Here is a 23,419-nt window from a genome sequence, read left to right as displayed (position 1 = left end):
ACCCCCATGACTTCGATCAAGCTTCTCGCGGCCTCTGCCGTCGCCCTCACCCTGGCCGCCGGCGCGGCCTCCGCACAGACACCCTACAGCTCCACGCCCTACGGCCAGAGCCCGTATGGCCAGACCCAGACCCAGTCCGATCCCATCAGCGCGATCCTCGGTGCCCTGTTCGGCGACCGGCTCGGCGTTTCGGGCACCCTGGACAGTGAGTGGGCGCGCGGACGCCGGCCCCTGAACACCAACCGCGCCCAGTTCGAAAGCCGCCTGGACGCCGACGTGCGCTCGGGTGCCATCTCGTCCTCGGCCGCCAGAAGCCTGAATTCTGAATACGCTGATCTGGTCCAGCTGGAGACCCGCTACACAGCCGATGGACGGGTCACGACGCAGGAGCGTGCCGACCTGTCGGAACGCTATCGCGCCTTTGCCACCCGATATCAGGCCGGAGGCCAGGGGGGCGGCTACGACGACGAGGATCGCTGGGCACCTCTGGTCGAGGGCCGGGCCGCCTTCGACGCCCGTGTCGACGCCCGCTATCGCAACCGAAATCTGACCCGGTCGGACGTGACCCGCCTGCGCTCCGACTATGCGGCCCTGATCCAGCTCGAGACCTCCTACGCCCGCGACGGGATCAGCGCGCGCGAACAGTCCGACCTGCAACTGCGCCTCGACGATCTGAACCGCCGCGTCGGCGACAACTATGACGGTGGCTACGGCCCGGGCGACAACTACGGATCCGACCCCCGGGGGGCGCAGATCGAGGCCCGCATCGCCGCCGGCGAACGCAGTGGCGCGATCAGCCGGGCCGAGGCCGCCAGCCTGCGCCAGGAACTGCGCGACCTGACCCGCCGCTGGACCGAACTGGAAGCCCGCGTCGAACAGGCACGGCGCTGATCTGACGGCGGGGGCGCTGTTCCCCCGAACAGCGCCCCCGCTCTCTCATTCCGTCAGCCAGAACAGAGTCTCGACCGTGGTGCCCAGTGCCCGTGCCAGACCGAGCGCGAGGATGGTCGAGGGCACGAAGACGCCGTTCTCGACCGTATTGATGGTCTTTCGCGATACGCCGGCGCGTTCGGCCAGTTCGGCCTGGGTCAAGCCGGCGGCGGTCCGTAGCTCCCTCAGCCGCGAGGCCAGACGCGGATCACCCATCCTGACCGGCCTCGCGGTCCAGCCAGGCGAACCGGACGCCGGCGGTCGCGCCCGCGGCGGCGAGGGCCACCAGCAGGGCGATGGCGCCATACTCCGTACTGATCATGAACAGCGCCAAGGCGATCGTGGCTCCGGCCATCAGGACGAGGAAGGCCGTGGTAATGGCCCGCGCCCGTATGACCACCGTTAACTCGTCCTCGAGGAGCCGCCGGTTCTGCCGGGATTGCCCGTCCCAGCCCATGGCGATCGCCGCCGTCAGCCAGGCGTAGAGGACTGGCAGCATGATCGACAGATAGTCTCGCAGCTCGCCCTGCCCGCTTGCGACGTTCCGGATCGCGTCCAGAGCCAGCGCCAGAAAGATCAGCGCCACCGCCGGGAAGACGAACAGCTGGCGGGATCTCTGCGCCTGGAGCCGGTCGCGCTGGCCTTGCGGAGCCTCGGATATCCAGCTTCGATCGCCCGGTCGCATCCGCCAGGCGAGGATCGCGCCGGCCAGAATGAAGCTGAACCCCACCCCGGCGAGCACGCCCCAGGAGGTGGCTTCGTCGCCGCTCTGCCCTCGTCCAAAAAAGAACCCCGTGGCCATTGCCGGCAGGCCGAGACCGGCGAGTGCGAGCGCCGAATAGTATTTTCGCACCCGCTTGCGCCCCGCGGCCGCCAGTTCCTGATCGTCCATGTCGATACCCCAAAACGCGATGTCACCTTGGGGTTACATATCACCTATGGGTTACATGGAGTCAAGCCGGTCAGATCAGCAGCGCCCCCTCGTGCCGCAGCAGCCAGGTCTTGCGCTCCAGCCCGCCGCCGAAACCGACCATGGCCCCGTCCGCCCCCACGACCCGATGACAGGCCAGCACCAGCGGGACGGGATTGCGGTTCAGGGCCACGCCCGCCGCCTGGGCCGCGCCCGGCTCACCGGCGCGTTTCGCCATCTCGCCGTAGCTGATGGTCTGGCCGGCGGGCACCGCGGCCAGCGCCCGCCACACCCGGGCCTGAAAGCCGTCGCCCGCGACCGCGCCCTCAAGCGACCACGCCACCCGTGTCAGGGCCTCCCGGTCGCCGTCGAAATAGGCGGCGATCGCGCCTGAAACCGCCGCCGGCGCCGCGCCCTCGGCCATGGCCGCGCCCGGATACTCCCGCCGCATCGCCTTGATCAGCCCGTCCCCGAACGACAGCCCCCGCACCACGCCCGCCCCGTCGCACGCGAGCGCCAGCGGCCCGATCGGGCTCTCGATCCGGGACAGGGTCAGGTTGTCAAGGGCCCCGCTCATCGAGCCCCGTTCATCAGCGCGTTCAGCGCGCCATAGTCCATCGTCGCCGCGATCTGGGCCTCGGACCGTCCGTCCGCCAAGAAGCCGCGCGTCAGAGTGTCGGCGGTCTGATACGCCGCCGCCGCGATGTTCGACCCGGCGCTCAACCGACGCACCCCCAGCGCCTCCAGCCCCGCCGCATCGGCCAGGCCGGGCCGCGCCAGCAGGTTCAGCGGCAGGCCCCATCCGACCAGGACGCGGATCGTCTCCGGATCGGTGACCCCCGGCATGAACAGGCCATCGGCCCCGGCCGAGCGATACAGGGCGGCGCGCGCCTCCGCCGCCTCCAGCCGTCCCTCGACCGGCCCGATCCCCCTCAGCCACAGGTCGCAGCGGGCGTTGATGAACAGGTCCGGCCCCACCGCCGCGCGGACGGCCGCGATCTTGTCGGCCAGCAGCTCCGGCGCGTCGGCGCCGTCCTCGATATTGATCCCCGCCGCCCCGGCCTCGACCACCCGCTGCACGAAGGACGCGGCCCCCGCCGGGGTGTCGGAAAAGCCGGCCTCGCAGTCGGCGCTGACCGGCGTGGTCCCCGCCGCCCGCACCATCCGCGCCAGCGCGCCGAGCAGCTCGCCTTCCGGCGGCTGGGCCCCGTCCGGCCAGCCCAGAGCCCAGGCCACGCCCGCGCTGGTCGTCGCCACCGCCTTGGCCCCCGCCGCCACCGCCAGCGCCGCCGACGCCGCGTCCCAGGCATTGGGCAGGATCAGCAGGCCGGACTCATGCAGCGCGTGGAAGGGGGTCATGGCACGGTCTCCGGTTCGGCCGCGATCATGCCCCGCCGGCCCGCCGCCGTCTCGCGGTTTTCGGACCGGAACACGGGACCGCCCGTGGCGTTACGGTCAAGCTGGTCGCCGCACTCCGCGCCGTCCCGGACAGGACAGAGCCCATGGTCAATCGCAGCGCCGGCCTTCCCCTCACGGCTCCCTCCGTGCCCCTGTTCGCCATCGCCGTGATCCTCGCGATCCTCGCCGTGCTGGCCCACTACGGCGGTGTCGCCGTCCCCTTCATCAGCGCGCACGTCTTCGACACCCTGGCCGTCGCCTTCGCCGTCCTCACCGCGGGCGTTCTTCTCCGCGGCGCATAGCCCGCCACTAGCCGAGCCGGGGGTCGGCACCTAAGTTCCGTTCATGAACCGTTCCAGTTCGCCCCCCAAGGGCTCCGCGCCGCGCATCACGAAACCGGTCCACGTCCCGGGCGAGTCCCTGGCCGAGGCGCCCGCCGCCTTCCTGCGCGACGAGGAGGGCAAGGGCCCCCGTATGCCGGTCAAGACCCCGAACATGCCGATGTTCGCTCCCGTCACCGGTCCGCGCCTGACGCCGGAAGAGGCCCCCGGCAAGCCCTCCGACTGGACCCCGCACCGGCCCGACCGTCCCGCCGGCCGCAAACACATCCCCTTCCGGCTGGAGACCAAATACACCCCCGCCGGCGACCAGCCCGCGGCGATCAAGGAACTGGTGGCCACCGCCGCCACCGGCGAACGCGATCAGGTCCTGCTCGGCGTCACCGGCTCGGGCAAGACCTTCACCATGGCCAAGGTCATCGAGGCCACCCAGCGCCCGGCCCTGATCCTCGCCCCCAACAAGACCCTCGCCGCCCAGCTCTATTCCGAGTTCAAAAGCTTCTTCCCGGACAACGCCGTCGAGTATTTCGTCAGCTACTACGACTACTACCAGCCGGAAGCTTATGTCCCGAAATCAGATACTTACATCGAGAAGGACTCGTCCATAAATGAGCAGATCGACCGCATGCGCCACTCGGCGACGCGGGCGATTCTGGAGCGGGACGACGTCATCGTCGTCGCCTCAGTCAGCTGCATCTACGGCATCGGCTCGGTCGAGACCTACACCGCCATGACCTTCACCCTGAAGGTTGGCGACCAGATCGACGAGTCCAAGCTCCGCGCCGACCTGATCGCGCTGCAGTACAAGCGCAACGACCTGAATTTCGACCGCGGCATGTTCCGCAAGCGCGGCGACGTGCTGGAGATCTTCCCCGTCCACATGGAGGACCGCGCCTGGCGCATCCAGCTGTTCGGTGACGAGCTGGAATCGATCCAGGAGTTCGACCCCCTGACCGGCAAGAAGACCGCCGACCTGACCGAGATCACCGTCTACGCCGCCAGCCACTACGTCACCCCGCGCCCGTCGCTGAACCAGGCCATCACCGGCATCAAGGCCGAGCTGAAGGAGACGCTCGACTGGATGGTCGAGAACGGCAAGCTGCTGGAAGCCCAGCGCCTCGAGCAACGCGTGCGCTTCGATCTGGAGATGATGGAGGCCACCGGCTCCTGCGCCGGCATCGAGAACTACAGCCGCTGGCTGACCGGCCGTTCGCCCGGCGAGCCGCCGCCGACCTTCTTCGAATACATCCCCGACAACGCCCTGCTGTTCGTCGACGAGAGCCACGTCACCGTCGGCCAGATCAGCGGCATGTACCGCGGCGACTACCGTCGCAAATCCACCTTGGCCGAATACGGCTTCCGCCTGCCCAGCTGTATCGACAACCGCCCGCTGAAGTTCGACGAATGGGACGCCATGCGGCCCCAGACCCTGTTCGTCACCGCCACCCCCGGCCCGTGGGAGATGGAGCGCACCGGCGGCGTCTTCACCGAACAGGTCATCCGCCCCACCGGCCTGATCGACCCCCCGGTCGAGATCCGCCCGGTCTCCGGCCAGACCCGCAACCAGGTCGACGACGTCATCGATGAGGTGAAGGCCGTCGCCCGCGCCGGCTACCGCTCCCTGGTCACCGTCCTGACCAAGAAGATGGCCGAGGACCTGACCGAATACATGCACGAACAGGGCGTCCGCGTCCGCTACATGCACTCCGACGTCGACACGATGGAGAGGATCGAGATCCTGCGCGACCTGCGTGTGGGCTCCTTCGACGTCCTGATCGGCATCAACCTGCTGCGCGAGGGCCTCGACATCCCCGAGTGCGGCCTGGTCGCCATCCTCGACGCCGACAAGGAGGGCTTCCTGCGCTCCGAGACCAGCCTGATCCAGACGATTGGCCGGGCCGCGCGCAACGTCGACGGCCGCGTTATCCTCTACGCCGACCGCATGACCGGCTCGATGGAGCGCGCCATCGCCGAGACCAACCGCCGCCGCGAAAAGCAGGAGGCCTATAACCTCGAACACGGCATCACCCCGGAATCGGTCAAGCGCGACATCCGCGAGATCATGGCCAGCCCCTATGAGTCCCGCGCCCTCGACAAGCTGACCGCCCCGGGCATGAAGGAGGAGTCCCGACCCTTTACCGGCTCCAACTTCCAGGCCGCCCTCAAGGACATCGAAGGCCGCATGCGCAACGCCGCCGCCAACCTCGAGTTCGAGGAGGCCGCGCGGCTCAGGGACGAGATCAAGCGCATGAAGCTGATGGACCTGGAGTTCGCCAATGAGGTCCTGACCGCCGAGGGGGAGACGGTCGACAAGTCCGCGCCGAAGCGTTGGCGGGCCGACGCGGCGGCGGAGAAGGCGGAGGCGTTCCGGAAGGGAAGGTAGGGGGGGGCGTGTTTCACCCCTAGGGGGCGCCCCTAGTCCTCCAATCAATCGTCTGCTGGATAGCGAGGTGAGGCGGGGAGAGTGACCTTCTGTCCCACTGTAATTTAAACTCGCTTCCAGGCGGCAGCGTTTCCGAGTTTTCCCGGAACCCGTTCTATCAAGACTTTATCGCGAAGCCTGTAAAAGACATCTTTCATTTGGTTTTCTGAGTGTATTCCAGTCATCTCTCTCGCATCAGCGTTACGAATCTCGGGATACTTACTTAAATATTCGATGACCATTTCTTCTGGTGTAGCGAGTGGCGTGTGCGGGATTGTCACGATTACGTAGTTGCCTTCCTCCCGCAGTACCGGATCTTTTAGTCTCCACTCTTTCATTTTGTCGAAAGCCGTATTGAGTCCCTCACCAAGATCCTTGTTCGGAGGATTCTTGTATCTTGCCAGTGAGCGAACGATCTTTGCGTTCCGGCTGTAGCGAACGTCGAGATAATTCTCTGTAGTTACAAATCCCGGCAGCTTGCCGGGACTTCTAATTTCGATTCGGTTCTGGTAAATTATTACTTGAACGTCGTCGGCAATCGAATAATCGCGATGAATGAGCGCGTTTACAAGAATTTCCCAAATAGCTTCAGGTGGATAGTCGACGGTCTTTAGGCCGTCAGGTCCCATAACGCTGATACTGGACATGATTTCCGCGACGCGCGCCGCGGTTTTATGAGCAAGTTGGTACAAAGGGCCGGAGATTGATTCGTTAATCTTTAAATGTTCACGCTCTGGTTTTTCAAGTTTAGTGTCATAGAAGACGATTTTGACAGCACATCTCTTAGGGAAACTTGCTGACGGGTTGTCGCCATACAAGAGCAAGCCGGCAACGCACGGCGAAAATGTCTTCCGATCAATCAGCCCCTCATTGACGCAAAATGCCAATGGCTCTTGAGCGGGTATGAGTTCGGCGCAAAATCTTGCCATCTCGTCAGAGTCGACAACTGTTTCCGCGTCAACATTGGCTAATGAGATATTCTCATAACTTGCCGCACCCTTTGCGAATGCAAGCGCGGTAATCTTGGCGGGATCAGTAATGGGTTGGGATGAGGCGCCGACCCGCTGGTATACTTTTCCGTCGGCAGTTTTTGCAACTTCAACAATCTTGTCGATGTACAATCTAAGGATCGTGCCCGGGAACGCGTCAGATTGGCAAAACTCGTATCTAAATTCGACGAAAGGGTTGAGCGTAAAGAGAGATTGCAAAAGACCATTGAAATCTTCTGGCTCGGACAAGCCGCTCCATCGCTTCGCAACTTCGGGCTCTTCTTTACTGTCCGCGATCCCTACCGTGACTTCGCCACCGTTGGCGTTGGCTAGAGCGACGGCAATCTTCTGCAGTCCGCGACCGTCTACCCTTGAGCTCTTCCGGTCGAAGAGCTCGTCCTCGGCACGGGCCGCAAGCGCCAGCGCTTCATCAGTTGACAATGAAAGGATCGCCATTGGTTCCTCAAACGCTAGTGAGCACCGACAGCAACTAACGGGTGGCCGTTGCTGGTCTTCCGCGTGTCGAGCGTGACCATACCGCAGGTTGTCGCGCTGTCCACGGCAAAGAAAGTCCTCGGGTGCCGGCCATGACATACCGCTTGGCTGTTTGGACCGACTGACTGCAGGCGACAAAGGAGCGTGCTATTCGCCCCGCTCATCGGTGAGCGTTCAAGGAGTTTGACCACATTGTTCTGCAATGCGGGTTGTCAGCGGCGAGCGGCGACGATTAAATCAACTCCACCTTCAGCCCTCGCCCCACCACCTTCGCGGCGCGGCTCAGCGTCTCCAGCGTCACGTTGAATTCCTCCGGGTCCAGCACCCGGTTCAGCTGCGCCCGGCTGGTGTCCATTTCGGCGGCCATGGCGGACAAGGTCATCTTCCGCTCGGTCATGGCCTGACGCAGCTGCAGCGCGATCACGCTCTTGATGGCGCGCAGGGTGACCTCTTCCCGGATGCCGTCCTCGTCGAGGAAGTCGTCCAGGGAGTCGAACTCGGAAATATCACGAGGTTGGATATCGTTCATGGGTTGCCCTCATAGGGACTGCACTCCTTCATTCGTCGATACGCCAGATCGAGGTCGGCCTTCGGTGCCTTCTGCGACTTCTTGAGGAAGCCGTGCACCACCACCAAGGCCTTGGCCTCGAGGTCGTGGAAGAAGATCATCCGTACCTCACGGTTCCCGCCGAGGCTCGAACGGACCTCCCACAGCCCGCTGCCAAGAGAATGGCAGAGGGGCAGTCCCATCGGAAAGCCAAACTGAATCCGTTTGAGATCGTAACCGAGGATGGCGCGATCAGGCTTATCGAACGAGCGCAGCCACTCCTTCATGACAGGCCGGCCAGCCAAGGTTCGGTAGAAGAGAACGGTGTGCATAAACACCTCCCGCGTGCAGGTTGATACAACTATGCATATCGGTTCATTCCGTCCACTGATTCACCCGACCCATTGCCGTGGTGTGCAGATGCAGTGTACCATAAATGATCCGAGATGCAAGTTGAGTTATCGCTGGCGGCGAGAGCGATCTTCAACGCACGGAGAGGCTAACCCTCTGACCATCCACCCGCTAAGGTGGGTGGATGGGGCAGGACGACAATCACTGGTGCGCGCTCGGCTTCGCCGAGCCGGCCGTCGTCTTCAAGGGGCCGACCCGGACCGCGCGGTCGGTCACCGAGGCCTGGGTCGCGCTGCACGGCTTCTGTCCCAATCGCGCCGCCGACCGCCTGCCGCAGCTGATCCCTTCCTTTCGTCATCCTCTGGCAAGGCGCTTCAGCGCCGCGACCGGGGGACCCAGCGGCGCGCGGGAGCGCGAACCTATCGCGGATGCCGCTGTCCGACATCGTGCGTGAAAAGATCGCCTTCGGCGCCGCTGGGTCCCCCGGTCTCCCCCCGCTTTCGCGGGGGTCGCCGGAGGATGACGAAAGGAAGGGCGCTGATCCTCCATCCGGGCATCCCCGCGAAGGCGGGGACCCAGGCTTGGGCCGCGCCGCCGGGGCCGGACCGGGCGAGGGTTCGTTCAGACAGGACCGCTGTCGCTCAAACCTGGGTCCCCGCCTTCGCGGGGATGCAAGGCGTGGGGGCGGCACTGTTCAGGCCGCGACCGGCGGTCGCGGGAACCGAACGCTGATCTGCAACCTTCAGTGCGACGGAAAGCGCCGCCCCGGGCGTTCAACAGATCGGAGGACCCGTATGACCGTCGAAAAATCCACCACCCCGCCGCGCCCGCGCGGTTTTGCGGCCATGTCGCCCGAGAAGCGGCGCGAGATCGCCGCCAAGGGCGGGGCCAGCCTGGCCCCCGAACAGCGCTCCTTCGCCCGCGACCCCGATCTGGCGCGCACCGCCGGCCAGAAGGGCGGACTGCGCCGGGTCGAGAAGCTCAAGGACTGAGGCGGGGAACCGGGCCCACGGTTTCTCCCTCCCTCCCCGAGGGAGGGATGTCGGCGCGCAGCGGCGACAGGGTGGGAGGGGCCCGGCGACGCAAGCGCCATGCCTGTCTCGCCGAAGCGTCCCCACCCGGTCGCTGCGCGACCACCCTCCCCCGGAGGGGGAGGGAGATATTCCTGCACCCGCCCGCTATACCCCTCCCATGCCGTCCTCCCGCACCTCTGCCCTGCTGGTCCTGATCGCCTCGGCGTGCGTGCTGGCGTTCGCGCCCATTCTGGTGCGGCTGACCGAGACGGGGCCGGCCGCCGCCGGCTTCTGGCGCTTCGCCTTTGCCCTGCCGCTGCTGTTGCTGCTGACCGTCCGACCCGCCGCCCTTGGCGGGGGCGGGGAGGGCATCGGGCGGCCGTCGAAATGGATGGCGCTGGCGGCGGTCTTCTTCGTGCTGGACCTGTCGTTCTGGCACTACGGCATCGTCATGACCTCGGTCGCCAATGCCACGGTGCTGTGCAACCTGACGCCGGTGGTGGTGACCCTGTTCGGCTGGATCGTGTTCAGGGACCGGCCGCGCCGGCTGTTCGTCGTCGCCATCGGCCTGGCCATGGGCGGGGCCTTCGCCATGTCGGCGGGGGCGGACGGGCAGCAGGGCAGCAATCCGCCGCTGGGGGACCTGTTCTCGCTGTCGGTGGCGCTCTGGTACGCGGGCTATTTCCTGGCCGTGAAGGCGGCGCGGGCGACGGCGGGGGCGATGCGGATCATGCTGTGGTCGACGGGGCTGGGGGCCCCGCTGCTGCTGGTCGTGGCGCTGGGGCTGGGCGAGGACCTGTGGCCGGCCTCGGCCGCGGGCTGGGCCGCCTGCGCCGCCATGGGGGTGATGCATGTGCTGGGGCAGGGGGGCGTGGCCTGGTCGCTGGGCCGGCTGCCCGCGTCGCTGACGGCGGTGACCATTCTGGTCCAGCCGGTGGTGGCCTCGGGGCTGGGCTGGCTGATCTTCCACGAGACCATGACGCCGGTGCAGATGATCGGCGGGGCCGTGGTGCTGAGTGCGATCGTCCTCGCACAATGGTCCGCCCGAGCGAAAACGGGCGCGGAACCCGAAAGTCCCGCGCCCGTCTCGTAAAACGTTTCAGTCGGCGATCAGAGAAGCTTGAGATCGATCGCCGACGTCTTGCCGCGCTGGGATTCCAGCTCGTATTCGACCTTGGCGTTTTCATCGAGGCCCTGAAGGCCTGCCTTCTGGACGGCGGTGACGTGTACGAACACGTCCTGACCGCCGCCGTCGGGCTGGATGAAGCCGAAACCCTTGGTCGGGTTGAACCACTTGACCGTGCCGGTCGCCATTTTAGCGTCTCCGTGAACGCGCTTGCCAGGCAGGCGTCCCGACGGGACACCCGTCAGCCCATCTGGACGAGCTCATTCAGCGAAGGAGCGCTGCGCGGGTGTGGAGGCCGCACGAAATCCGGACTGCCGGCAAACTATTCTCGCGCAATGCGTGCCCGGTCAACCGGATTCAGCCGGGGCCAACCGCCGCGCCCCGGCCGGCGTTCTTGGCCTGCTGAACGGGCGACGGCCCCATGGCGCACAGGGGGCGGGGCGCGCCGTCCAAGTGCAGGTGGTTGGCGTGGGCGTCGTTGTAGTCGGGCGTCAGCACGGTCGAGAACACCCGGCAGGCCCCGTCGCGGATGCGTTTGAGGAAGGTCTGCCCCTCCGCCCCGGCGGGCCCGCTGCCCTTCCAGTCGGCCAGGACGGAGACCTTGCGGCCGTCGGCGAGGGTCATGCCGCCGATGTCGAGGGCATTGGCCCGGGCGTGCTCGCTGGGCCGGGCCGACAGGTCGGTCTGGCCATAGATGCGGCGACAGGCATAGGTGCCGACGTCATTGATCCGGGTGACCCGGCTGCCGAAGGTCTCCAGCGCGGCCGGCTGCAGCACCTGGCGGTCCCAGATGACGTAGCGCACGGCCAGGGGGCACTGCATTACGGGATTGCCCGCCAGCGGCGTCACGTCCCCGCCGGTGATCCTGACCGCCCCGCGCACCAGGCAGAAGCCGCTGTCGTCCTTGTCGGCGGCGCGTTCGACGGTCACGCCGGCCTCGCGCAACACCTGGATACAGGCGTCGGTGACGGCGGTGGTCTCTTCGGGGGCGGCGGTGCGGGACAGTTCGAAATCGGCCACCTTGGCCCCCGTCGCCTGGCCGATCGGATGGCTGAGATCCAGCGGCTTCCACGGCAGGTCCTGGCCGGGGGCGAACGCGTTCAGCAGGGCGAACGCGGCGCACAGGCCCAGCGTCAGCTCCCACATCAGGTTCCAGAAATCGGCGAAGTCGCGCTTCATGCCCGGCCAGTCTCGACCGGACGGTGTCGCAACGCAAACCCTCAGACGTTAGCCCGCGAGATGATCCGCGATCAGCCGCTGGATCATCTGCTGACACGCCGTCCGGCCCGCCGCACCGTCGTTCGACACGGCGACGAAGCCGACGCCCCGCTGCGGGGCGATCAGGACCGAGGCGTACCACATGGTATTGGACCCGTCGTGCGCCAGCGTCGGCCCCGGCCCGCCCTGACCGGCCCACGGCTGTCGGCCCGTGCCCCAGCCGGCGGCATAGGCGGGTGGCGGACCCGCCGGCGGCGTGGTCAGGACCCTCAGGCTGTCTGCGCCCAGCCAGGCCGGTGCCCCGCCCATCATGGCCGCGAGGAAGCGGCCGTAGTCCGCCAGCGTCATATGCGCCGTGCCGGCGGGGCCGAGCGCCGGCGGATTGTCGGCACCGGGGCTGGCAGGGTCCATGGCGATGCCTTGCTCGCCCAGGGTGCGATGGCCCCAGGCGTTCGGACCCGGGGGTGGACCAAAGCCGGCCGAGGTCATGGCCAGCGGGCCGAACAGTTCGGCGCGCATGACGTCTTCCCAGGACTGTCCGGTGATCGTCTCGATCGCGGCCCCCAGCACGACATAGTTGGCATTGCCGTAGGCGAAACTGCCGGGCGTCCCCGTCGGCGGCTTGGACAGCGCCCGGGCGACGATGGCCGCGCGCTGCTCGGGCAAGGTGCGGGGGTCGGCGCGGGCGGTCATCAGCCACGGCCGGCCCACGACCTCGGCGTCCAGCAGACCCGCGCGGTGGTGCATGACGTCGTCCAGCGTCGTCCCGCTCCAGGCCGGGTCGAGGGTCACGCCCGGAAACGCCTCGGCCAGCGGCAGGGCCCAGCGAGCGCGGCCCTGTTCGACCAGCCGCGCGAACACGGCCGCCGTCATGGCCTTGGTGTTGGATCCGATGTGCCAGCGCTCGTCCGACGTGGCGGCCCCGGTCTCGCCGGAACGGCGGACGCCGCGCACGCCGTTCCAGCTCAGGCCGTCGCGGCTGATGATGCCGGCCGCCAGTGCCGGCGGGGCGGTCGAGGCGAAGACGGCGTCCAGCGCTGTGTCGCCCGCGGCGTCGATCCGGTGAGGGCGGGCCAAGGCCGGGACCGTGGCCAGGGCCGGAAGGCTGACGAGGCCGCCCAGCAGGGCGCGGCGGGTGGCGAGCATGGGAACCCCCTTGTCTTTCGTCCTGTGTATCACCCGTGCGGCGCACTGCACATGAGACCGACGACAGGCTTGCGGCGCATCCCCGGCGCTCGTGCGACACGGGTGAAACATGACGAAGATATTGCCGCTGTCCGGATGCGCGCCCATGGTGGCGGGATGGGAAAGACCGACGACTATCAGACCGAACTTGAACGCCTGCAGCTGAAGCTGGTGGAGGCCCAGGCCTGGGCCATCGACCAGGGCCTGAAGACCCTGATCGTCTTCGAAGGTCGTGACGCCGCCGGCAAGGACGGTTCGATCACCCGGATCACCGAATATATGTCGCCCCGGCAGACGCGCATGATCGCCCTGCCCAAGCCCAGCGACCGCGAAGCGACGCAATGGTATTTTCAGCGCTATGTGGCCCACCTTCCGGGTGCCGGCGAGACGGTCCTGTTCAACCGGTCCTGGTACAATCGGGCGGGCGTCGAGGCGGTCATGGGTTTCTGCACACCGGCCCAGCACGCCCAGTTCCTCGAGGATGCGCCACGGTTCGAACGGACGCTGGTCAATTCGGGGATTACCCTGATCAAGCTGTGGCTCGACATCTCGAGGGCCGAGCAGGCCGAACGGCTCAAGGAGCGGGTCGAGGACCCCCTGAAACGCTTCAAGATCTCGCCGCTGGACGCCGAGGCCCAGAAGAACTGGGACGCCTATTCCGCGGCCCGCAACCGGATGCTGGCCGAGACCCACAGCGACTGGGCCCCCTGGACGGTCATCGCCACCGACCACAAGAAGACCGCGCGGCTGAATGTCATCCGCCACGTGCTGAACCGGCTGAACGCTCCGGGTGTTCCGGCGGAAAGGCCCGACCCGGATGTCGTCTTCCCGGGCGACGAGGCACCGGGCCGGTTGTTCGACTAGAACCCGAGTTCGGCGCGCAGCGTCCGCGGGTCCAGCCCTTCGGCCCGCAGCTGGGCCAGGGTGACGGACGCGTCGCGCTTGGCGTAGCGGCGGCCGTCGGGACCGGTCAGCAGCCGGTGATGGCGATAGACCGGGGTGGGCCAGCCCATCAGCGTCTGGATCAGCACCTGGATATGGGTCGCCTCGAACAGGTCCTCGCCGCGAATGACGTGGCTCACCCGCTGGAGGGCGTCATCATGGGTGACGGCCACATGATAGGCCGTGCCCGCATCCTTTCGGGCCAGGACGACGTCTCCGGCGGTCTCGGGTCGGGCGCGCAGACGGCCGTGTTCGCCCATCGGCCCCCGGCCTTCTTCGACAAACGACAGCCCGGCCCAGGCCCGGTCCCCAAGGAGGTCGCGGGCCCGGTCCAGCGACAGCCGCCAGGCGAACGCACGCCCTTCCGACAGGAAGGCGGCTTCCTCGTCGGTCGGATGCGGACCCGGCCTCGCCGCCTCGGCGGGACCGTGCGGGGCGTCGCCGATGGCGTCCAGTATGTCCTTGCGGGTCCGGAAACAGCGGTAGAGCAGACCCCGACGATCCAGCGCGTCCACGACCGTCGCATAGTCCGCCAGATGCTCCGACTGCCGCCTTACGGGCCTTTCCCAGTCGAGGCCGAGCCAGTGGAGATCGTTTAGGATCGCCGTTTCGTGCCCGGCGTTGCAGCGCGTTGGATCGATGTCCTCGATCCGCAGCAGGAACCGTCCGCCGGCGTCGCGGGCCGCGGTCCAGCCCGTCAGTGCCGAGAAGGCGTGGCCGCGATGCAGCCGGCCGGTCGGGGACGGGGCGAAGCGCGTGGTGAACATCAGATGCGTTTCAACGCTCCCGCGCGCTCGGCTTCGGCCATTGCCTGTCTCAGCGCGTCCTCAGGGATGAAGTCGAACTGGCCGATCATGTCCTCCAGCACCACGGATGGCTGTTGCATGGCCCAGTCTACGGCCACCGCCGCGGGGCCCGTGACCCGGGGGCCCAGCAGTCCGGTCGGTGCCAATCGGGTCAGCGCCATCCGGTCAGGCAGCGTGTAGACACCGCTCCGCGGTATGAGCCGTTCCTGGCTCATGGCCACCTCGTCCCGAAAGGCGACGGAGCCCGCCAGGGCTGCCAGGGTGTTGCCCATGGCCGTGAGCTGCGCCTGCAGGCTGCGTCCCGCGTCCTCGGTCGCGGGACGCAGCCAGGCGCGAAATTGCGGGTTCTGCATCGCCGCTGACTCCAGCAGGCGAAAGAGGATACGACCGTACAGGGGCGTGACCGAAAAGGTCACGTGCAGCGACGCGCCTTCCGTGGTCATGGCATCATGGTACCAGCCCCGCGGGAGGTAGAGGACGTCGCCGGGCCGCATCTGAACCTCTTGCATCAGGGGGCCGCGGGTTTGGGCAAACCATCGCTGTGCCTCGACACGGTCGGTGGGCAAGTCGACCGGTGAATCCGCCCTGTTGCGGTACAGGCGCCAGGTCTTTTCTCCCTCGACCTGAACGGCGAAAACATGGTGCAGATCGTAGTGGGTTTCGAACGCGTGGACGCCGCCGAACGAGCAATAGAGATTGGCACCGGTCAAACCCGCGAACGTTCTTGACAGGGCTTCGGACAGCGTTCGCAACCCGGGCGTCAGGTCCTGCACTTCACCGCAGATGACGCTTGCACCCATGGCCAGGAGCGGCTGCACCCTGGCGGGGGACGGTCGCATCATCCGGCCCGACTGGGTTGTGACTTCGACGCAATACTCTCCCGGCGGGATCGGCTCGCCATTGTAGACCAGTTTGAGTGTCTGAGGCGTCCAGATCGACGCCTGGTCAAGCAACTGGTTGAAGCGGTCCCAATCCAGCAGGCTCCGCTTCGGGGCACCGGCTCCCGCCGGAACGTGCAGCGGTTTCCGGTCGTCATAGTCGGCGTGGAACTCCGCCGGCGTGATCGGATGCAGGAGTTCGTTCAGACTGATCATGGCGAACAGGATTAGATCGCCCGCCTGCCCCTGTCGATGAGGTCCGAATGTCCCCGCCGCCGTCCGCCGAACAGATCGCTGTCGCTCGTCTGGATCTTGCCTTGCGGGATCCGGCCCTGGCGCGCGCTCATGCCCAGACCCCGATGTTCGAATGGCGCGTGCGCACCGGCGGTTTCGAGGGCCTGTTCCACATGATCGTCGACCAGCAGGTTTCGGTCGCCTCGGCGGCTGCCATCTGGGCGCGCGTGGTGGCGGGCCTGGACGGCGACCTGACGCCGGAGAGGGTGCTGGCCACCGAGATCCAGACCCTCCGCGGCTTCGGCCTGTCGATCCAGAAGGCGACCTATGGCCACGAGATCGCGCGGGCCCAGGCCGACGGTCGCATCGACTTCGATCACCTTGAGCGGCTGTCCGACGACGAGGCCGTGGCCCGTCTGGTGGCCATCAAGGGCGTCGGTCGATGGACGGCCGAGACCTTTCTGATGTTCTGCGAGGGAAGGCAGGATGTCTTTCCCGCCGGCGACATCGCCCTGCAGGAGGCGATGCGCTGGGCCGACCGGTCACCGGTTCGCCCGCGTGAGAAGGACGCCGGGGCGCGGGCGGAGATGTGGCGGCCGCATCGCAGCGTTGCGGCGCATCTGCTCTGGGGATGGTATGGAGCGGTCAGGCGCGGCGAGGTCGCGCTGGAGGACCATCCCTCTCTCAAGCCGGCGAGCGCCGCGCGCGAGACGATAGAGAGCCAATAGAGTGACGCCCATCGTCGATCCCAATCTGGCCAATCCGGAAACAGTGCTGGGGGCCCTCGATTTCGCGGGCGTGGCGGTCTTTGCCGCCACCGGCGCGCTGGCGGCGGCGCAGCAGAGGCACGACCTGGTCACCTTCGCCTTCTTCGGCGCCATCACCGGTGTCGGCGGCGGGACCCTGCGTGACCTGCTGATCGGCGCACCGGTCTTTTGGGTGCAGGACTGGCGTTACATCGCCGTCTGTCTGGTGGCATCGGTCGCGGTTTGGATGGTCGGGGCGCGGCCATGGCGGTTTCGCGCCCTGCTGTGGCTCGATGCCATCGGTCTGGCCGCCTATGGCGTGATGGGGGCGGCCAAGGCCGAGGCCTTCCACGCCGCGCCGCTGATCTGCGTCGTCATGGGCGCCCTGACGGCCTGTTTCGGCGGGGTGGTGCGCGATCTTCTGGCCGGGCAGCCTTCGATCCTGCTGCGGCGCGAGATCACCGTCTCGGCCGCGCTGCTGGCCGCTACCGTCTTCGTCGTCGCCCGCGTCCTGGGTCTGGACGCCTGGCCCGCGGCCCTGATCGCCGCCCCTTGCGGCTTCGCCCTGCGCGCCGGTGCCCTGATGTGGGGCTGGAGTCTGCCGGCCTTTCCGGGAACCCCGTCGCGCGGTTGACCGTTACGGAACCGTCGCTGACCGGTCATCGCCAAGCCGTCGAATCAAGACTAGGCTTTGAGCTCAGACAGGGAAGGAGACAGGTCTTCAGTCCGTTCGCGTCCATGTTCCTCTCCCCGGCGGCGAGGGCCTGATGCAGGTCCTGAGCCGCCCTCCGTCCGGCTGGCCCGCGCTGGTGCTGAACGCCGACTTCCGCCCGCTGTCCTACTATCCGCTGTCGATCTGGCCGTGGGAAGAAGTGGTCAAGGCGGTGTACCAGAACCGCGTCGACGTGGTCTCGACCTATGACAAGGTCGTGAGCAGTCCGTCGATGGAGATCGTCCTGCCCAGCGTGATCGCGCTGAAGAGCTATATCGACCAAAACCGTCAGCCGGCCTTCACACGCTTCAACGTCTTCCTGCGCGACGGCTTCACCTGCCAGTACTGCCGGGCCACCGAACAGCTGACGTTCGACCATGTCGTGCCGCGATCGCGCGGCGGCCGCACGACCTGGGAGAACATCGTCGCCGCCTGTTCGCCCTGCAACCTGCGCAAGGGCGTTCGCACGCCTCAGCAGGCCGGGATGCCGCTGCGCCGCGCCCCGCACCGGCCGAACGCCTGGCAACTGCAGGAATACGGACGCCGGTTCCCGCCCCACTATCTGCACCAGAGCTGGCTCGACTACCTCTACTGGGACATCGAGCTGGAGCCATAGGATTGATCATGTGGTGGGTAATAGCTATTATTGCTCACTGATCCGGAGCGCAGCACATGACAATGACCGTTGAACTGGGCGGACTGGAAAAGGTGGTGGAGAAACTCGTTTCTCACGGACGCTTCAACTCCAAGAGCGAGGTCCTTCGAGAGGGGGTGCGTCTGGTCGAGGAACGAGAAGCGCGACTGACCGAGCTGTATGCAAAGCTCGACGTTGGCATCGCCGAGGCGGATGCCGGGCTGTTGATTCCCATCGAGGAGGTTCGGGCTGAAATCCTGGCCGAGCTGCGGGTGATGCGCGACGCATGAAGGTTGTCCTGACGCCGACAGCCAGGGCGGATCTGCTTGAGATCGCCGTCTGGATTGGCGCGGACAGTGTCCCTCAGGCTGAGAAGTTCGTCGAACGCCTGATGGTCAAGGCCCTGTCTCTCGAAAGGCTCGCCCTACGGTATCCGTTGATCGGGCGAGGCGGTCTGCGCCGTATGCCCTTTCGAGCCTATCTGATTTTTTACCGGGTGACAGACCAGGTTGAAGTTCTGCGCATCCTCCACGGCGCCCGCGATTGGGCCTCGCTGATTGACGACGGCGACTAACCGGAACACCGACCGGGCCCCGACGTTGACGGCGGACCTTCCTTGGCCCAGTCGAGACCTCATGAAAATCCGCGTCCGCGCCGAACTGGTCTATCGTTTCGATCCGCCGACGGATGCGATCTACAAGATCCAGGTCGCCCACTGGCCGGGCCAGACGGTGATCGAGGAGACCCTGACCACCACGCCCGAGATCGACTTCATCCAGGACCAGGACGAGGAGTTCGGCGCGCGAACCCTGCGGGCCCATCTGTCGGGCGAGGTCGCCCTGACCTATACGGCGGTGGTCGACAACGGCGTGCTGAAGGGCCTGCCGCCGGTGACGGTTCAGCATGACTGGAACGACCTGCCGGCCGAGGTGCTGACCTACCTCCACCCCAGCCGCTATTGTCCGTCGGACCAGTTCGGACGGTTCGCGGAGCGCACCTTCGGCGGCACGATCGGCGGCGATCGGGTGCTGAAGATCCTCGAATGGATCAAGGCCGAGATCGACTATGAGCCGGGCGCATCAGACAGCGAGACCACAGCGGCGCGGACCTTCATCGACCGGGCGGGGGTGTGCCGCGACTTCACCCATATGGGCATCACCCTGTGCCGGGCCTCAGGCATTCCGGCGCGGGCGGTCAGCGCCTTCGCGCATCAGCTGAACCCGCCCGACTTCCACGCCATCTTCGAGGTCTGGCTGTCGAACGGCTGGTGGCTGGTCGATCCCACGGGCCTGGCCCCGGTCGAGGGTCTGGTCCGCATCGCCTGCGGTCGCGACGCCGCCGACATCGCCTTCCTGACCACCCAGGGGTCGTGCCGGATGGTGCGTCAGGCTGTGACGGCGGAAGCCGTCTAGTTCGGCGAACCCGTGGCCTGCCAGGCTTCGATGAAGTCCAGCCGGCGCAGCACCCTGTTCTCGGGGTCGACGAGGATGTGGGCGGTCGGCGGCGCGGCGATGCGGCCGCGACCGCCCGTCATGGCCACCGTCTGGCGGCGGCCATCGACCTCGATCTCGACCGGCATGGGGAAGACCCCGCCGTCACCGGTGACCCATTCCAGCACCAGGCCGTCCCCCTCGCGCGTCTGATTCAGATCGGGCAGGGCGGCCTGGTACAGATAGCCGCGGAAGAACCAGGTCAGGTCCTGCCCCGTCTCCTCGTTGACGATGGCCAGCAGCTCGTCGGTCGTGCCGTAGCGGGGCTGGAAAGACCCCGGGCGGGGGTCGGCCGTGCCGTAGACGATGCGGGTGACCGAACGGAAGAAAGCGGCGTCCCCGATCAGCATGCGCAGCGAATGGGCGATCAGCGAGCCCTTGTTGTAGATATCCAGGCCCGGGCCGACGTCGCCCTTGTAGACCTCGTCCTCGGACTTGATCGTGCCCGAGACGACGGGGAATTTGTTGATCAGGTCGCGGCGCTGCTCCAGCAGGCTGGCCTGCATGAAGCGCTCGCCGTTCAGCCAGCGGTCGAACAGCGGCTGCATGTATGAGCCCAGCCCCTCGTGCAGCCACATGTCGTCGGCGTTGCGGTTGGTCAGCTGGTTGCCGAACCATTCGTGGCTCAGTTCGTGATGCAGCAGCCAGTCGAAGCCACGGCCGTCCAGCTTGTAGGCGTTGCCATAGGCGTTGATGGTCTGGTGCTCCATGCCCAGGTGCGGGGTCTCGACCACGCCCATCTTCTCGTCGCCGAAGGGATAGGGGCCGACCGTCGCCTCATAGAAGTCCATCATCGGCGCGAACTGGGCGAACAGGGCCTCGACCTTGGCCGGGTCGTCCGAACGCAGGTGCCAGTAGGACAGGGGAATCACATTGCCGAACCGGCTGCGGTAGTCGGCCTTGACCTCGTCATAGGGGCCGATGTTCAGGGCGATGGCATAGGTGTTGGGGTGGGCGGCGCTCCAGTTCCACGTGGTCCAGCCGTCGCCGTGGTCCTCGGTTCCGAGGAAGCGTCCGTTCGAGGGGGCCGACAGGTTTGACGGCACCATGATGTGCAGGTCGACCCGTCCGGGCTCGGCCAGAGGGCTGTCGATACAGGGCCAGAACAGGTCGCAACCCTCGGGCTGGACCGCCGTGGCGATCCACGGGGACCCGTCCGCCGTATTGGCCCAGACGAAGCCGCCGTCCCACGGGGCATGGGGGGCGACGCGGGGCCGGCCGGCATAGGCGATGCGCACCGAGATCGTCTGGCCGGCGGCGAGGGGGCCGGACAGGGGGATGGTCATCCGGCCCTCGGGATTGGTCCAGTCGCCGGCGGCGACCTCGCCCCCCTCGACCTGCACCGACGAGACGGTCAGCAGGGTGTCCAGCTCGACCACCACGGCGCTCACCGGGGCGGTGGCGGTGAAGTCCAGCACGGCGACGGCGTCGATCGCCTTGTCGTCGGGGATAACCTTGATCGACAGATCGGCCTTGTCCAGCCTCAGGGCCAGCTGTTCGGGCGTGCGGGGCTGGTCGGTGCCGAGGGTGAAGGCGGTCGATTCGCGCACGGGCGCGACGACGACGGCGGGCTCGGCCGGCGGGCGCACGGTCGCCGTCACGGCCGGAGCCGTGGCGCAGGCCGCGAGGGCCAGCAGGGCGGCACCGCTCAGGGCGGCGCGGACGGCGGTGATGGACACGAACGGACCCCCGGGAACAACCGCCCCAGCCTGTGACAGGCGCGTCGGCGGTGCAACCCGAAAGCCATCCGCCTGGTCATCAGGCCTGGTACCCATTCTCCGCTCATCCTCGCGAAGGCGGGGATGAGCGGAGAATGGGTACGCTTGATCGCTATCGGGTCAGGATACTGTTGCTCGAGAGGGCCAGACAGTCCGGCTCGCGGCCTTCATTGACGATCCAGTGGATGCCCCACCTCCGTGCACCCCGGCGAATGCCGGGGTCCAGATCAGGGAGTCGCACGGCAGGGATTTCGCGCCTGACCCGCTGTCCGGATCGCTTGCGTTGGCCATCTGGATCCCGGCATTCGCCGGGATGCACGGTGAAGGGTTGACGGTACGCAAGATCAAGCCCGGCCAAAGAAAAAGGCCGGTGTTTCCACCGGCCCTTTCAAATCTTCAGCGGCGTCGCCCGATCAGGCGGCGGCGGCTTGCTCGGCCAGCTTGGCCTTCACCTGGCGCTTGATGCGCTGGGCGGCGGTCGAGAGTTGCTCGTCCTTGGCCTTGACGATGAACGGGTCCAGGCCACCCTTGAAGTCCAGGGTGCGCAGGGCGGCGTTCGAAATGCGCAGGCTGAACGACTGGCCCAGGGCTTCCGAGGCGACCTTGACCGTCTTCAGCGACGGCAGAAAGCGGCGCTTGGTCTTGACGTTCGAGTGGCTCACGCTGTGGCCGACCATGGGGCCGATACCGGTGAGTTCGCAGCGACGCGACATCTGACTATCCTTGACGGAGCGGCCGGCAAACGGTGCGGACGCATGAAACTGAGGCGCGCAGGGACCGGGGTCCCCGCGCGAGAGGGGGCCGTATAGTGGAAGTCACCGCGCCCCGTCAAGGCTTGCTCGAGGCTTGTGGCGGTGCCGGGTCCGTTCAGCCACTGTTCAATTCCCGCCATATATTGCCTCTACTCATGTCGTGAAGCGCCACTGTCGAGGGTCTGTCCCATGAAGTTGTCCGTCCTGATCCGCACCGCCCCTGTTCTGGCCGGTGCCCTGCTGCTGGCCTCGGCCCCGATGGCGCGCCCGGCCCCACCGGTCCAGGACGCGTCGCAACCCGTCCTGCCCGGCTATTGGGAATATACCGCTCGGGCCCTCGGTCAGGGCGACACCGAAACCAAATGCGTCCGCCCCAGCGAGATCAACCGCTTCTTCGGCGGCCTTTCGACCCGTCGCTGGCAATGCACCTATCCGGTGCGCGAGGTCGGTGCCGGCAACGCGCGTTTCGAAGGTGTCTGTCAGGACAAGAAGGGTCGGCGCGTCAACGTCCGCCTGACCGGGACCTACCAGCAGGAAAGCTTCTCCTTCCGCGGCGGAGCCCAGCTGGCGCGGGGCACGCCCTATATCCCGGCCAGCATCCGTGCCCGCCGGCTGGCGGCGCAATGCCCGGCGAACGCCGAGTATTTCTAGGGACGTCAGACCTCGCCCACGCGCGCCACGACATAGGTGTGCTGGTCACCCGAGGGTAGGGACAGGCTGACGTATTCCCCGGCGACGAACCGCTCTTCGCCGAAGCGGAAGCCGCGCGCGTCTTCGGCGTCGCCGCCGTCCAGATCCAGGGTCCAGCGGCCGCCGGGGCCATGCTGCAGGCGACCGGTCCCGACCGTGTCTCCGCCCGAGAAAGACCGCACATGGCCGCGCTCGGGCTCGGCCCGCACGGCGTCGCCGTCCAGCCGTCCATCGGCGTCCAGCGGGGCGACGATGTCATAGCCCTCGGTCGGGTCGCCGGCCGGGTGGCCCGGCTCGCGCGCGAGCTCAAGGCGGATATGGTGAAACTGGGTCATGGATCGCTCCCGCTGGATCGGATGTCAGAGACCCGAAGGATCGGCTGTGATGACGGCCTGCGCCTTGCTCTGGATCAAACCGGGCGCGGGTGGCTTGTGCTAGAGGCGGCAGGCCGTTGTCGCGGCCATGACGGGAGATCGAGACGATGACGGTTCGACCATGGATCTTGCTGGCAATCCTGGCGCTCGCGGGCTGCGCGGGCCAGGCCGTCCGACAGGACAGAACCGAGCCCGTCGTCATGGGGTCGGCGGACCGGGGCGCGATCCTCGTGCGCCAGAACTGTGCGGGCTGCCATGCGGTCGAGCGCTCGGGAACCAGTCCGATGGCCGCCGCACCGCCGTTTTACACCATGGGCACGCTGTACCCGGTGCGGGACCTGCAGGAGGCCTTCGCCGAGGGTCTGGTCACCGCCCACCCGGCCATGCCGGCCTTCGAATTCGAGCCGACGCAGATCTCGGATGTGATCGCCTATATCGAAAGCGTGTCCGGGACCGGCCCGGGGCGGTGAATTGAAGAAGGCCCGGGATCGCTCCCGGGCCTTCTTTCTGTTTCGTTGTCG

General features: G+C 67.0%; 30 protein-coding genes. 15 read left to right on the top strand and 15 right to left on the bottom strand.

Features of this window, described 5'->3' with window-relative positions; translation table 11 throughout:
* The first annotated feature begins 6 nt into the window (after window positions 1-6).
* Entirely contained in the window at window positions 7-891 is an 885-nt protein-coding gene (locus ACP7AS_RS05800) for a hypothetical protein (protein WP_426027904.1), read from the top strand.
* 45 nt (window positions 892-936) lie between these two features.
* Here the strand turns inward: ACP7AS_RS05800 and ACP7AS_RS05795 are convergent, their stop codons facing one another.
* The 4 genes from ACP7AS_RS05795 to ACP7AS_RS05780 all read right to left on the bottom strand — a co-directional run bounded on the left by ACP7AS_RS05795 (window position 937) and on the right by ACP7AS_RS05780 (window position 3,199).
* Window positions 937-1,146, bottom strand: a complete 210-nt coding sequence (locus ACP7AS_RS05795; RefSeq protein ID WP_426027903.1) for a helix-turn-helix transcriptional regulator — start codon at window positions 1,144-1,146, stop codon at window positions 937-939.
* The gene (locus ACP7AS_RS05790) at window positions 1,139-1,822 is read right to left on the bottom strand and encodes a hypothetical protein (RefSeq protein WP_426027902.1); all 684 of its coding nucleotides are present in this window, start codon (window positions 1,820-1,822) and stop codon (window positions 1,139-1,141) included. Before ACP7AS_RS05790 ends, ACP7AS_RS05795 begins: the two co-directional genes overlap by 8 nt.
* A 70-nt stretch (window positions 1,823-1,892) precedes the next feature.
* Window positions 1,893-2,417, bottom strand: coding sequence for a methylated-DNA--[protein]-cysteine S-methyltransferase (locus ACP7AS_RS05785; protein ID WP_426027901.1), 525 nt, complete (start codon window positions 2,415-2,417; stop codon window positions 1,893-1,895).
* Complete coding sequence (locus ACP7AS_RS05780; protein ID WP_426027900.1) at window positions 2,414-3,199, bottom strand: isocitrate lyase/phosphoenolpyruvate mutase family protein; 786 nt, start codon at window positions 3,197-3,199, stop codon at window positions 2,414-2,416. Before ACP7AS_RS05780 ends, ACP7AS_RS05785 begins: the two co-directional genes overlap by 4 nt.
* 143 nt (window positions 3,200-3,342) lie before the next feature.
* Here ACP7AS_RS05780 and ACP7AS_RS05775 point away from each other — a divergent pair, with 143 nt between their 5' ends.
* Together ACP7AS_RS05775 and uvrB are read left to right on the top strand one after the other, a co-directional pair.
* A complete protein-coding gene (locus ACP7AS_RS05775; protein WP_426027899.1) occupies window positions 3,343-3,540 on the top strand; it encodes a hypothetical protein in 198 nt (65 codons plus the stop codon).
* Window positions 3,541-3,733: 193 nt separating this feature from the next.
* The gene (uvrB, locus tag ACP7AS_RS05770) at window positions 3,734-5,959 is read left to right on the top strand and encodes an excinuclease ABC subunit UvrB (RefSeq protein WP_426028146.1); all 2,226 of its coding nucleotides are present in this window, start codon (window positions 3,734-3,736) and stop codon (window positions 5,957-5,959) included.
* Window positions 5,960-6,063: 104 nt separating this feature from the next.
* Here uvrB and ACP7AS_RS05765 read toward each other — a convergent pair whose 3' ends face one another.
* The 3 genes from ACP7AS_RS05765 to ACP7AS_RS05755 all read right to left on the bottom strand — a co-directional run bounded on the left by ACP7AS_RS05765 (window position 6,064) and on the right by ACP7AS_RS05755 (window position 8,361).
* The gene (locus tag ACP7AS_RS05765; protein ID WP_426027898.1) at window positions 6,064-7,443 is read right to left on the bottom strand and encodes an ATP-binding protein; all 1,380 of its coding nucleotides are present in this window, start codon (window positions 7,441-7,443) and stop codon (window positions 6,064-6,066) included.
* Between the two features lie 271 nt (window positions 7,444-7,714).
* Window positions 7,715-8,011, bottom strand: a complete 297-nt coding sequence (locus ACP7AS_RS05760) for a helix-turn-helix domain-containing protein (protein ID WP_426027897.1) — start codon at window positions 8,009-8,011, stop codon at window positions 7,715-7,717.
* Complete coding sequence (locus ACP7AS_RS05755; RefSeq protein WP_426027896.1) at window positions 8,008-8,361, bottom strand: type II toxin-antitoxin system RelE/ParE family toxin; 354 nt, start codon at window positions 8,359-8,361, stop codon at window positions 8,008-8,010. Before ACP7AS_RS05755 ends, ACP7AS_RS05760 begins: the two co-directional genes overlap by 4 nt.
* 203 nt (window positions 8,362-8,564) lie before the next feature.
* Here ACP7AS_RS05755 and ACP7AS_RS05750 point away from each other — a divergent pair, with 203 nt between their 5' ends.
* The 3 genes from ACP7AS_RS05750 (at window position 8,565) to ACP7AS_RS05740 (ending at window position 10,486) form a co-directional block, all read left to right on the top strand.
* Window positions 8,565-8,834: a hypothetical protein gene (locus tag ACP7AS_RS05750; RefSeq protein ID WP_426027895.1), complete on the top strand. Its 270-nt coding sequence runs from the start codon at window positions 8,565-8,567 to the stop codon at window positions 8,832-8,834.
* Between the two features lie 340 nt (window positions 8,835-9,174).
* A complete protein-coding gene (locus ACP7AS_RS05745) occupies window positions 9,175-9,372 on the top strand; it encodes a general stress protein (RefSeq protein WP_426027894.1) in 198 nt (65 codons plus the stop codon).
* Window positions 9,373-9,571: 199 nt separating this feature from the next.
* A complete protein-coding gene (locus tag ACP7AS_RS05740; protein ID WP_426027893.1) occupies window positions 9,572-10,486 on the top strand; it encodes a DMT family transporter in 915 nt (304 codons plus the stop codon).
* Between the two features lie 17 nt (window positions 10,487-10,503).
* On the opposite strand, the gene ACP7AS_RS05735 is transcribed toward ACP7AS_RS05740, so the two are convergent.
* The 3 genes from ACP7AS_RS05735 to ACP7AS_RS05725 all read right to left on the bottom strand — a co-directional run bounded on the left by ACP7AS_RS05735 (window position 10,504) and on the right by ACP7AS_RS05725 (window position 12,883).
* Window positions 10,504-10,707 carry a cold-shock protein gene (locus ACP7AS_RS05735; RefSeq protein ID WP_409605239.1) on the bottom strand — a complete coding sequence of 68 codons (204 nt, stop codon included), beginning with the start codon at window positions 10,705-10,707 and terminating at the stop codon, window positions 10,504-10,506.
* Window positions 10,708-10,876: 169 nt separating this feature from the next.
* Window positions 10,877-11,698, bottom strand: coding sequence for an extensin family protein (locus ACP7AS_RS05730; protein WP_426027892.1), 822 nt, complete (start codon window positions 11,696-11,698; stop codon window positions 10,877-10,879).
* Between the two features lie 48 nt (window positions 11,699-11,746).
* The gene (locus ACP7AS_RS05725) at window positions 11,747-12,883 is read right to left on the bottom strand and encodes a serine hydrolase domain-containing protein (protein WP_426027891.1); all 1,137 of its coding nucleotides are present in this window, start codon (window positions 12,881-12,883) and stop codon (window positions 11,747-11,749) included.
* A gap of 156 nt (window positions 12,884-13,039) precedes the next feature.
* Between ACP7AS_RS05725 and ppk2 the strand changes: the two genes are divergently transcribed.
* Window positions 13,040-13,786, top strand: coding sequence for a polyphosphate kinase 2 (ppk2, locus tag ACP7AS_RS05720; protein ID WP_426028145.1), 747 nt, complete (start codon window positions 13,040-13,042; stop codon window positions 13,784-13,786).
* Here the strand turns inward: ppk2 and gluQRS are convergent.
* Window positions 13,783-14,634 carry a tRNA glutamyl-Q(34) synthetase GluQRS gene (gluQRS, locus tag ACP7AS_RS05715; protein ID WP_426028144.1) on the bottom strand — a complete coding sequence of 284 codons (852 nt, stop codon included), beginning with the start codon at window positions 14,632-14,634 and terminating at the stop codon, window positions 13,783-13,785. The two genes, ppk2 and gluQRS, sit on opposite strands and share 4 nt — an antisense overlap.
* Window positions 14,631-15,764, bottom strand: coding sequence for a JmjC domain-containing protein (locus ACP7AS_RS05710; RefSeq protein ID WP_426027890.1), 1,134 nt, complete (start codon window positions 15,762-15,764; stop codon window positions 14,631-14,633). Before ACP7AS_RS05710 ends, gluQRS begins: the two co-directional genes overlap by 4 nt.
* A 47-nt stretch (window positions 15,765-15,811) precedes the next feature.
* Here ACP7AS_RS05710 and ACP7AS_RS05705 point away from each other — a divergent pair, with 47 nt between their 5' ends.
* The 6 genes from ACP7AS_RS05705 (at window position 15,812) to ACP7AS_RS05680 (ending at window position 19,286) form a co-directional block, all read left to right on the top strand.
* Window positions 15,812-16,510, top strand: coding sequence for a DNA-3-methyladenine glycosylase family protein (locus ACP7AS_RS05705; RefSeq protein WP_426027889.1), 699 nt, complete (start codon window positions 15,812-15,814; stop codon window positions 16,508-16,510).
* A 1-nt stretch (window position 16,511) separates the two neighbouring features.
* Window positions 16,512-17,162, top strand: coding sequence for a trimeric intracellular cation channel family protein (locus ACP7AS_RS05700; RefSeq protein ID WP_426027888.1), 651 nt, complete (start codon window positions 16,512-16,514; stop codon window positions 17,160-17,162).
* Window positions 17,163-17,295: 133 nt separating this feature from the next.
* A complete protein-coding gene (locus tag ACP7AS_RS05695) occupies window positions 17,296-17,856 on the top strand; it encodes an HNH endonuclease (protein ID WP_426027887.1) in 561 nt (186 codons plus the stop codon).
* A gap of 56 nt (window positions 17,857-17,912) precedes the next feature.
* On the top strand, window positions 17,913-18,164 hold the full coding sequence (locus tag ACP7AS_RS05690; protein WP_426027886.1) for a type II toxin-antitoxin system ParD family antitoxin: 252 nt from the start codon (window positions 17,913-17,915) through the stop codon (window positions 18,162-18,164).
* Window positions 18,161-18,448, top strand: a complete 288-nt coding sequence (locus ACP7AS_RS05685; RefSeq protein ID WP_426027885.1) for a type II toxin-antitoxin system RelE/ParE family toxin — start codon at window positions 18,161-18,163, stop codon at window positions 18,446-18,448. The genes ACP7AS_RS05690 and ACP7AS_RS05685 overlap by 4 nt, the downstream gene beginning before the upstream one ends.
* Window positions 18,449-18,509: 61 nt before the next feature.
* The gene (locus ACP7AS_RS05680; RefSeq protein ID WP_426027884.1) at window positions 18,510-19,286 is read left to right on the top strand and encodes a transglutaminase-like domain-containing protein; all 777 of its coding nucleotides are present in this window, start codon (window positions 18,510-18,512) and stop codon (window positions 19,284-19,286) included.
* Here the strand turns inward: ACP7AS_RS05680 and ACP7AS_RS05675 are convergent.
* Both ACP7AS_RS05675 and rpmB read right to left on the bottom strand, forming a co-directional pair.
* Window positions 19,283-21,043 (bottom strand): M1 family metallopeptidase, encoded by a 1,761-nt coding sequence (locus tag ACP7AS_RS05675; RefSeq protein ID WP_426027883.1) that lies wholly within the window; start codon window positions 21,041-21,043, stop codon window positions 19,283-19,285. The genes ACP7AS_RS05680 and ACP7AS_RS05675 overlap by 4 nt on opposite strands.
* A gap of 452 nt (window positions 21,044-21,495) precedes the next feature.
* Window positions 21,496-21,795, bottom strand: coding sequence for a 50S ribosomal protein L28 (gene rpmB / locus ACP7AS_RS05670; protein ID WP_304880394.1), 300 nt, complete (start codon window positions 21,793-21,795; stop codon window positions 21,496-21,498).
* Window positions 21,796-22,023: 228 nt separating this feature from the next.
* Here rpmB and ACP7AS_RS05665 point away from each other — a divergent pair, with 228 nt between their 5' ends.
* The gene (locus ACP7AS_RS05665; protein WP_426027882.1) at window positions 22,024-22,485 is read left to right on the top strand and encodes a DUF3617 domain-containing protein; all 462 of its coding nucleotides are present in this window, start codon (window positions 22,024-22,026) and stop codon (window positions 22,483-22,485) included.
* 5 nt (window positions 22,486-22,490) lie between these two features.
* Here ACP7AS_RS05665 and ACP7AS_RS05660 read toward each other — a convergent pair whose 3' ends face one another.
* Complete coding sequence (locus ACP7AS_RS05660; protein WP_426027881.1) at window positions 22,491-22,859, bottom strand: hypothetical protein; 369 nt, start codon at window positions 22,857-22,859, stop codon at window positions 22,491-22,493.
* Between the two features lie 146 nt (window positions 22,860-23,005).
* On the opposite strand from ACP7AS_RS05660, the gene ACP7AS_RS05655 reads away from it, so the two are divergent.
* Window positions 23,006-23,368 carry a c-type cytochrome gene (locus ACP7AS_RS05655; protein WP_426027880.1) on the top strand — a complete coding sequence of 121 codons (363 nt, stop codon included), beginning with the start codon at window positions 23,006-23,008 and terminating at the stop codon, window positions 23,366-23,368.
* The last annotated feature ends 51 nt before the right edge of the window (window positions 23,369-23,419 follow it).

Source organism: Brevundimonas sp. TWP2-3-4b2, from assembly GCF_049897345.1.
Taxonomy (GTDB): Bacteria; Pseudomonadota; Alphaproteobacteria; order Caulobacterales; family Caulobacteraceae; genus Brevundimonas.
Note: the sequence above shows the minus strand (reverse complement) of the source record. Positions and strands in the feature narration are given on the sequence as shown.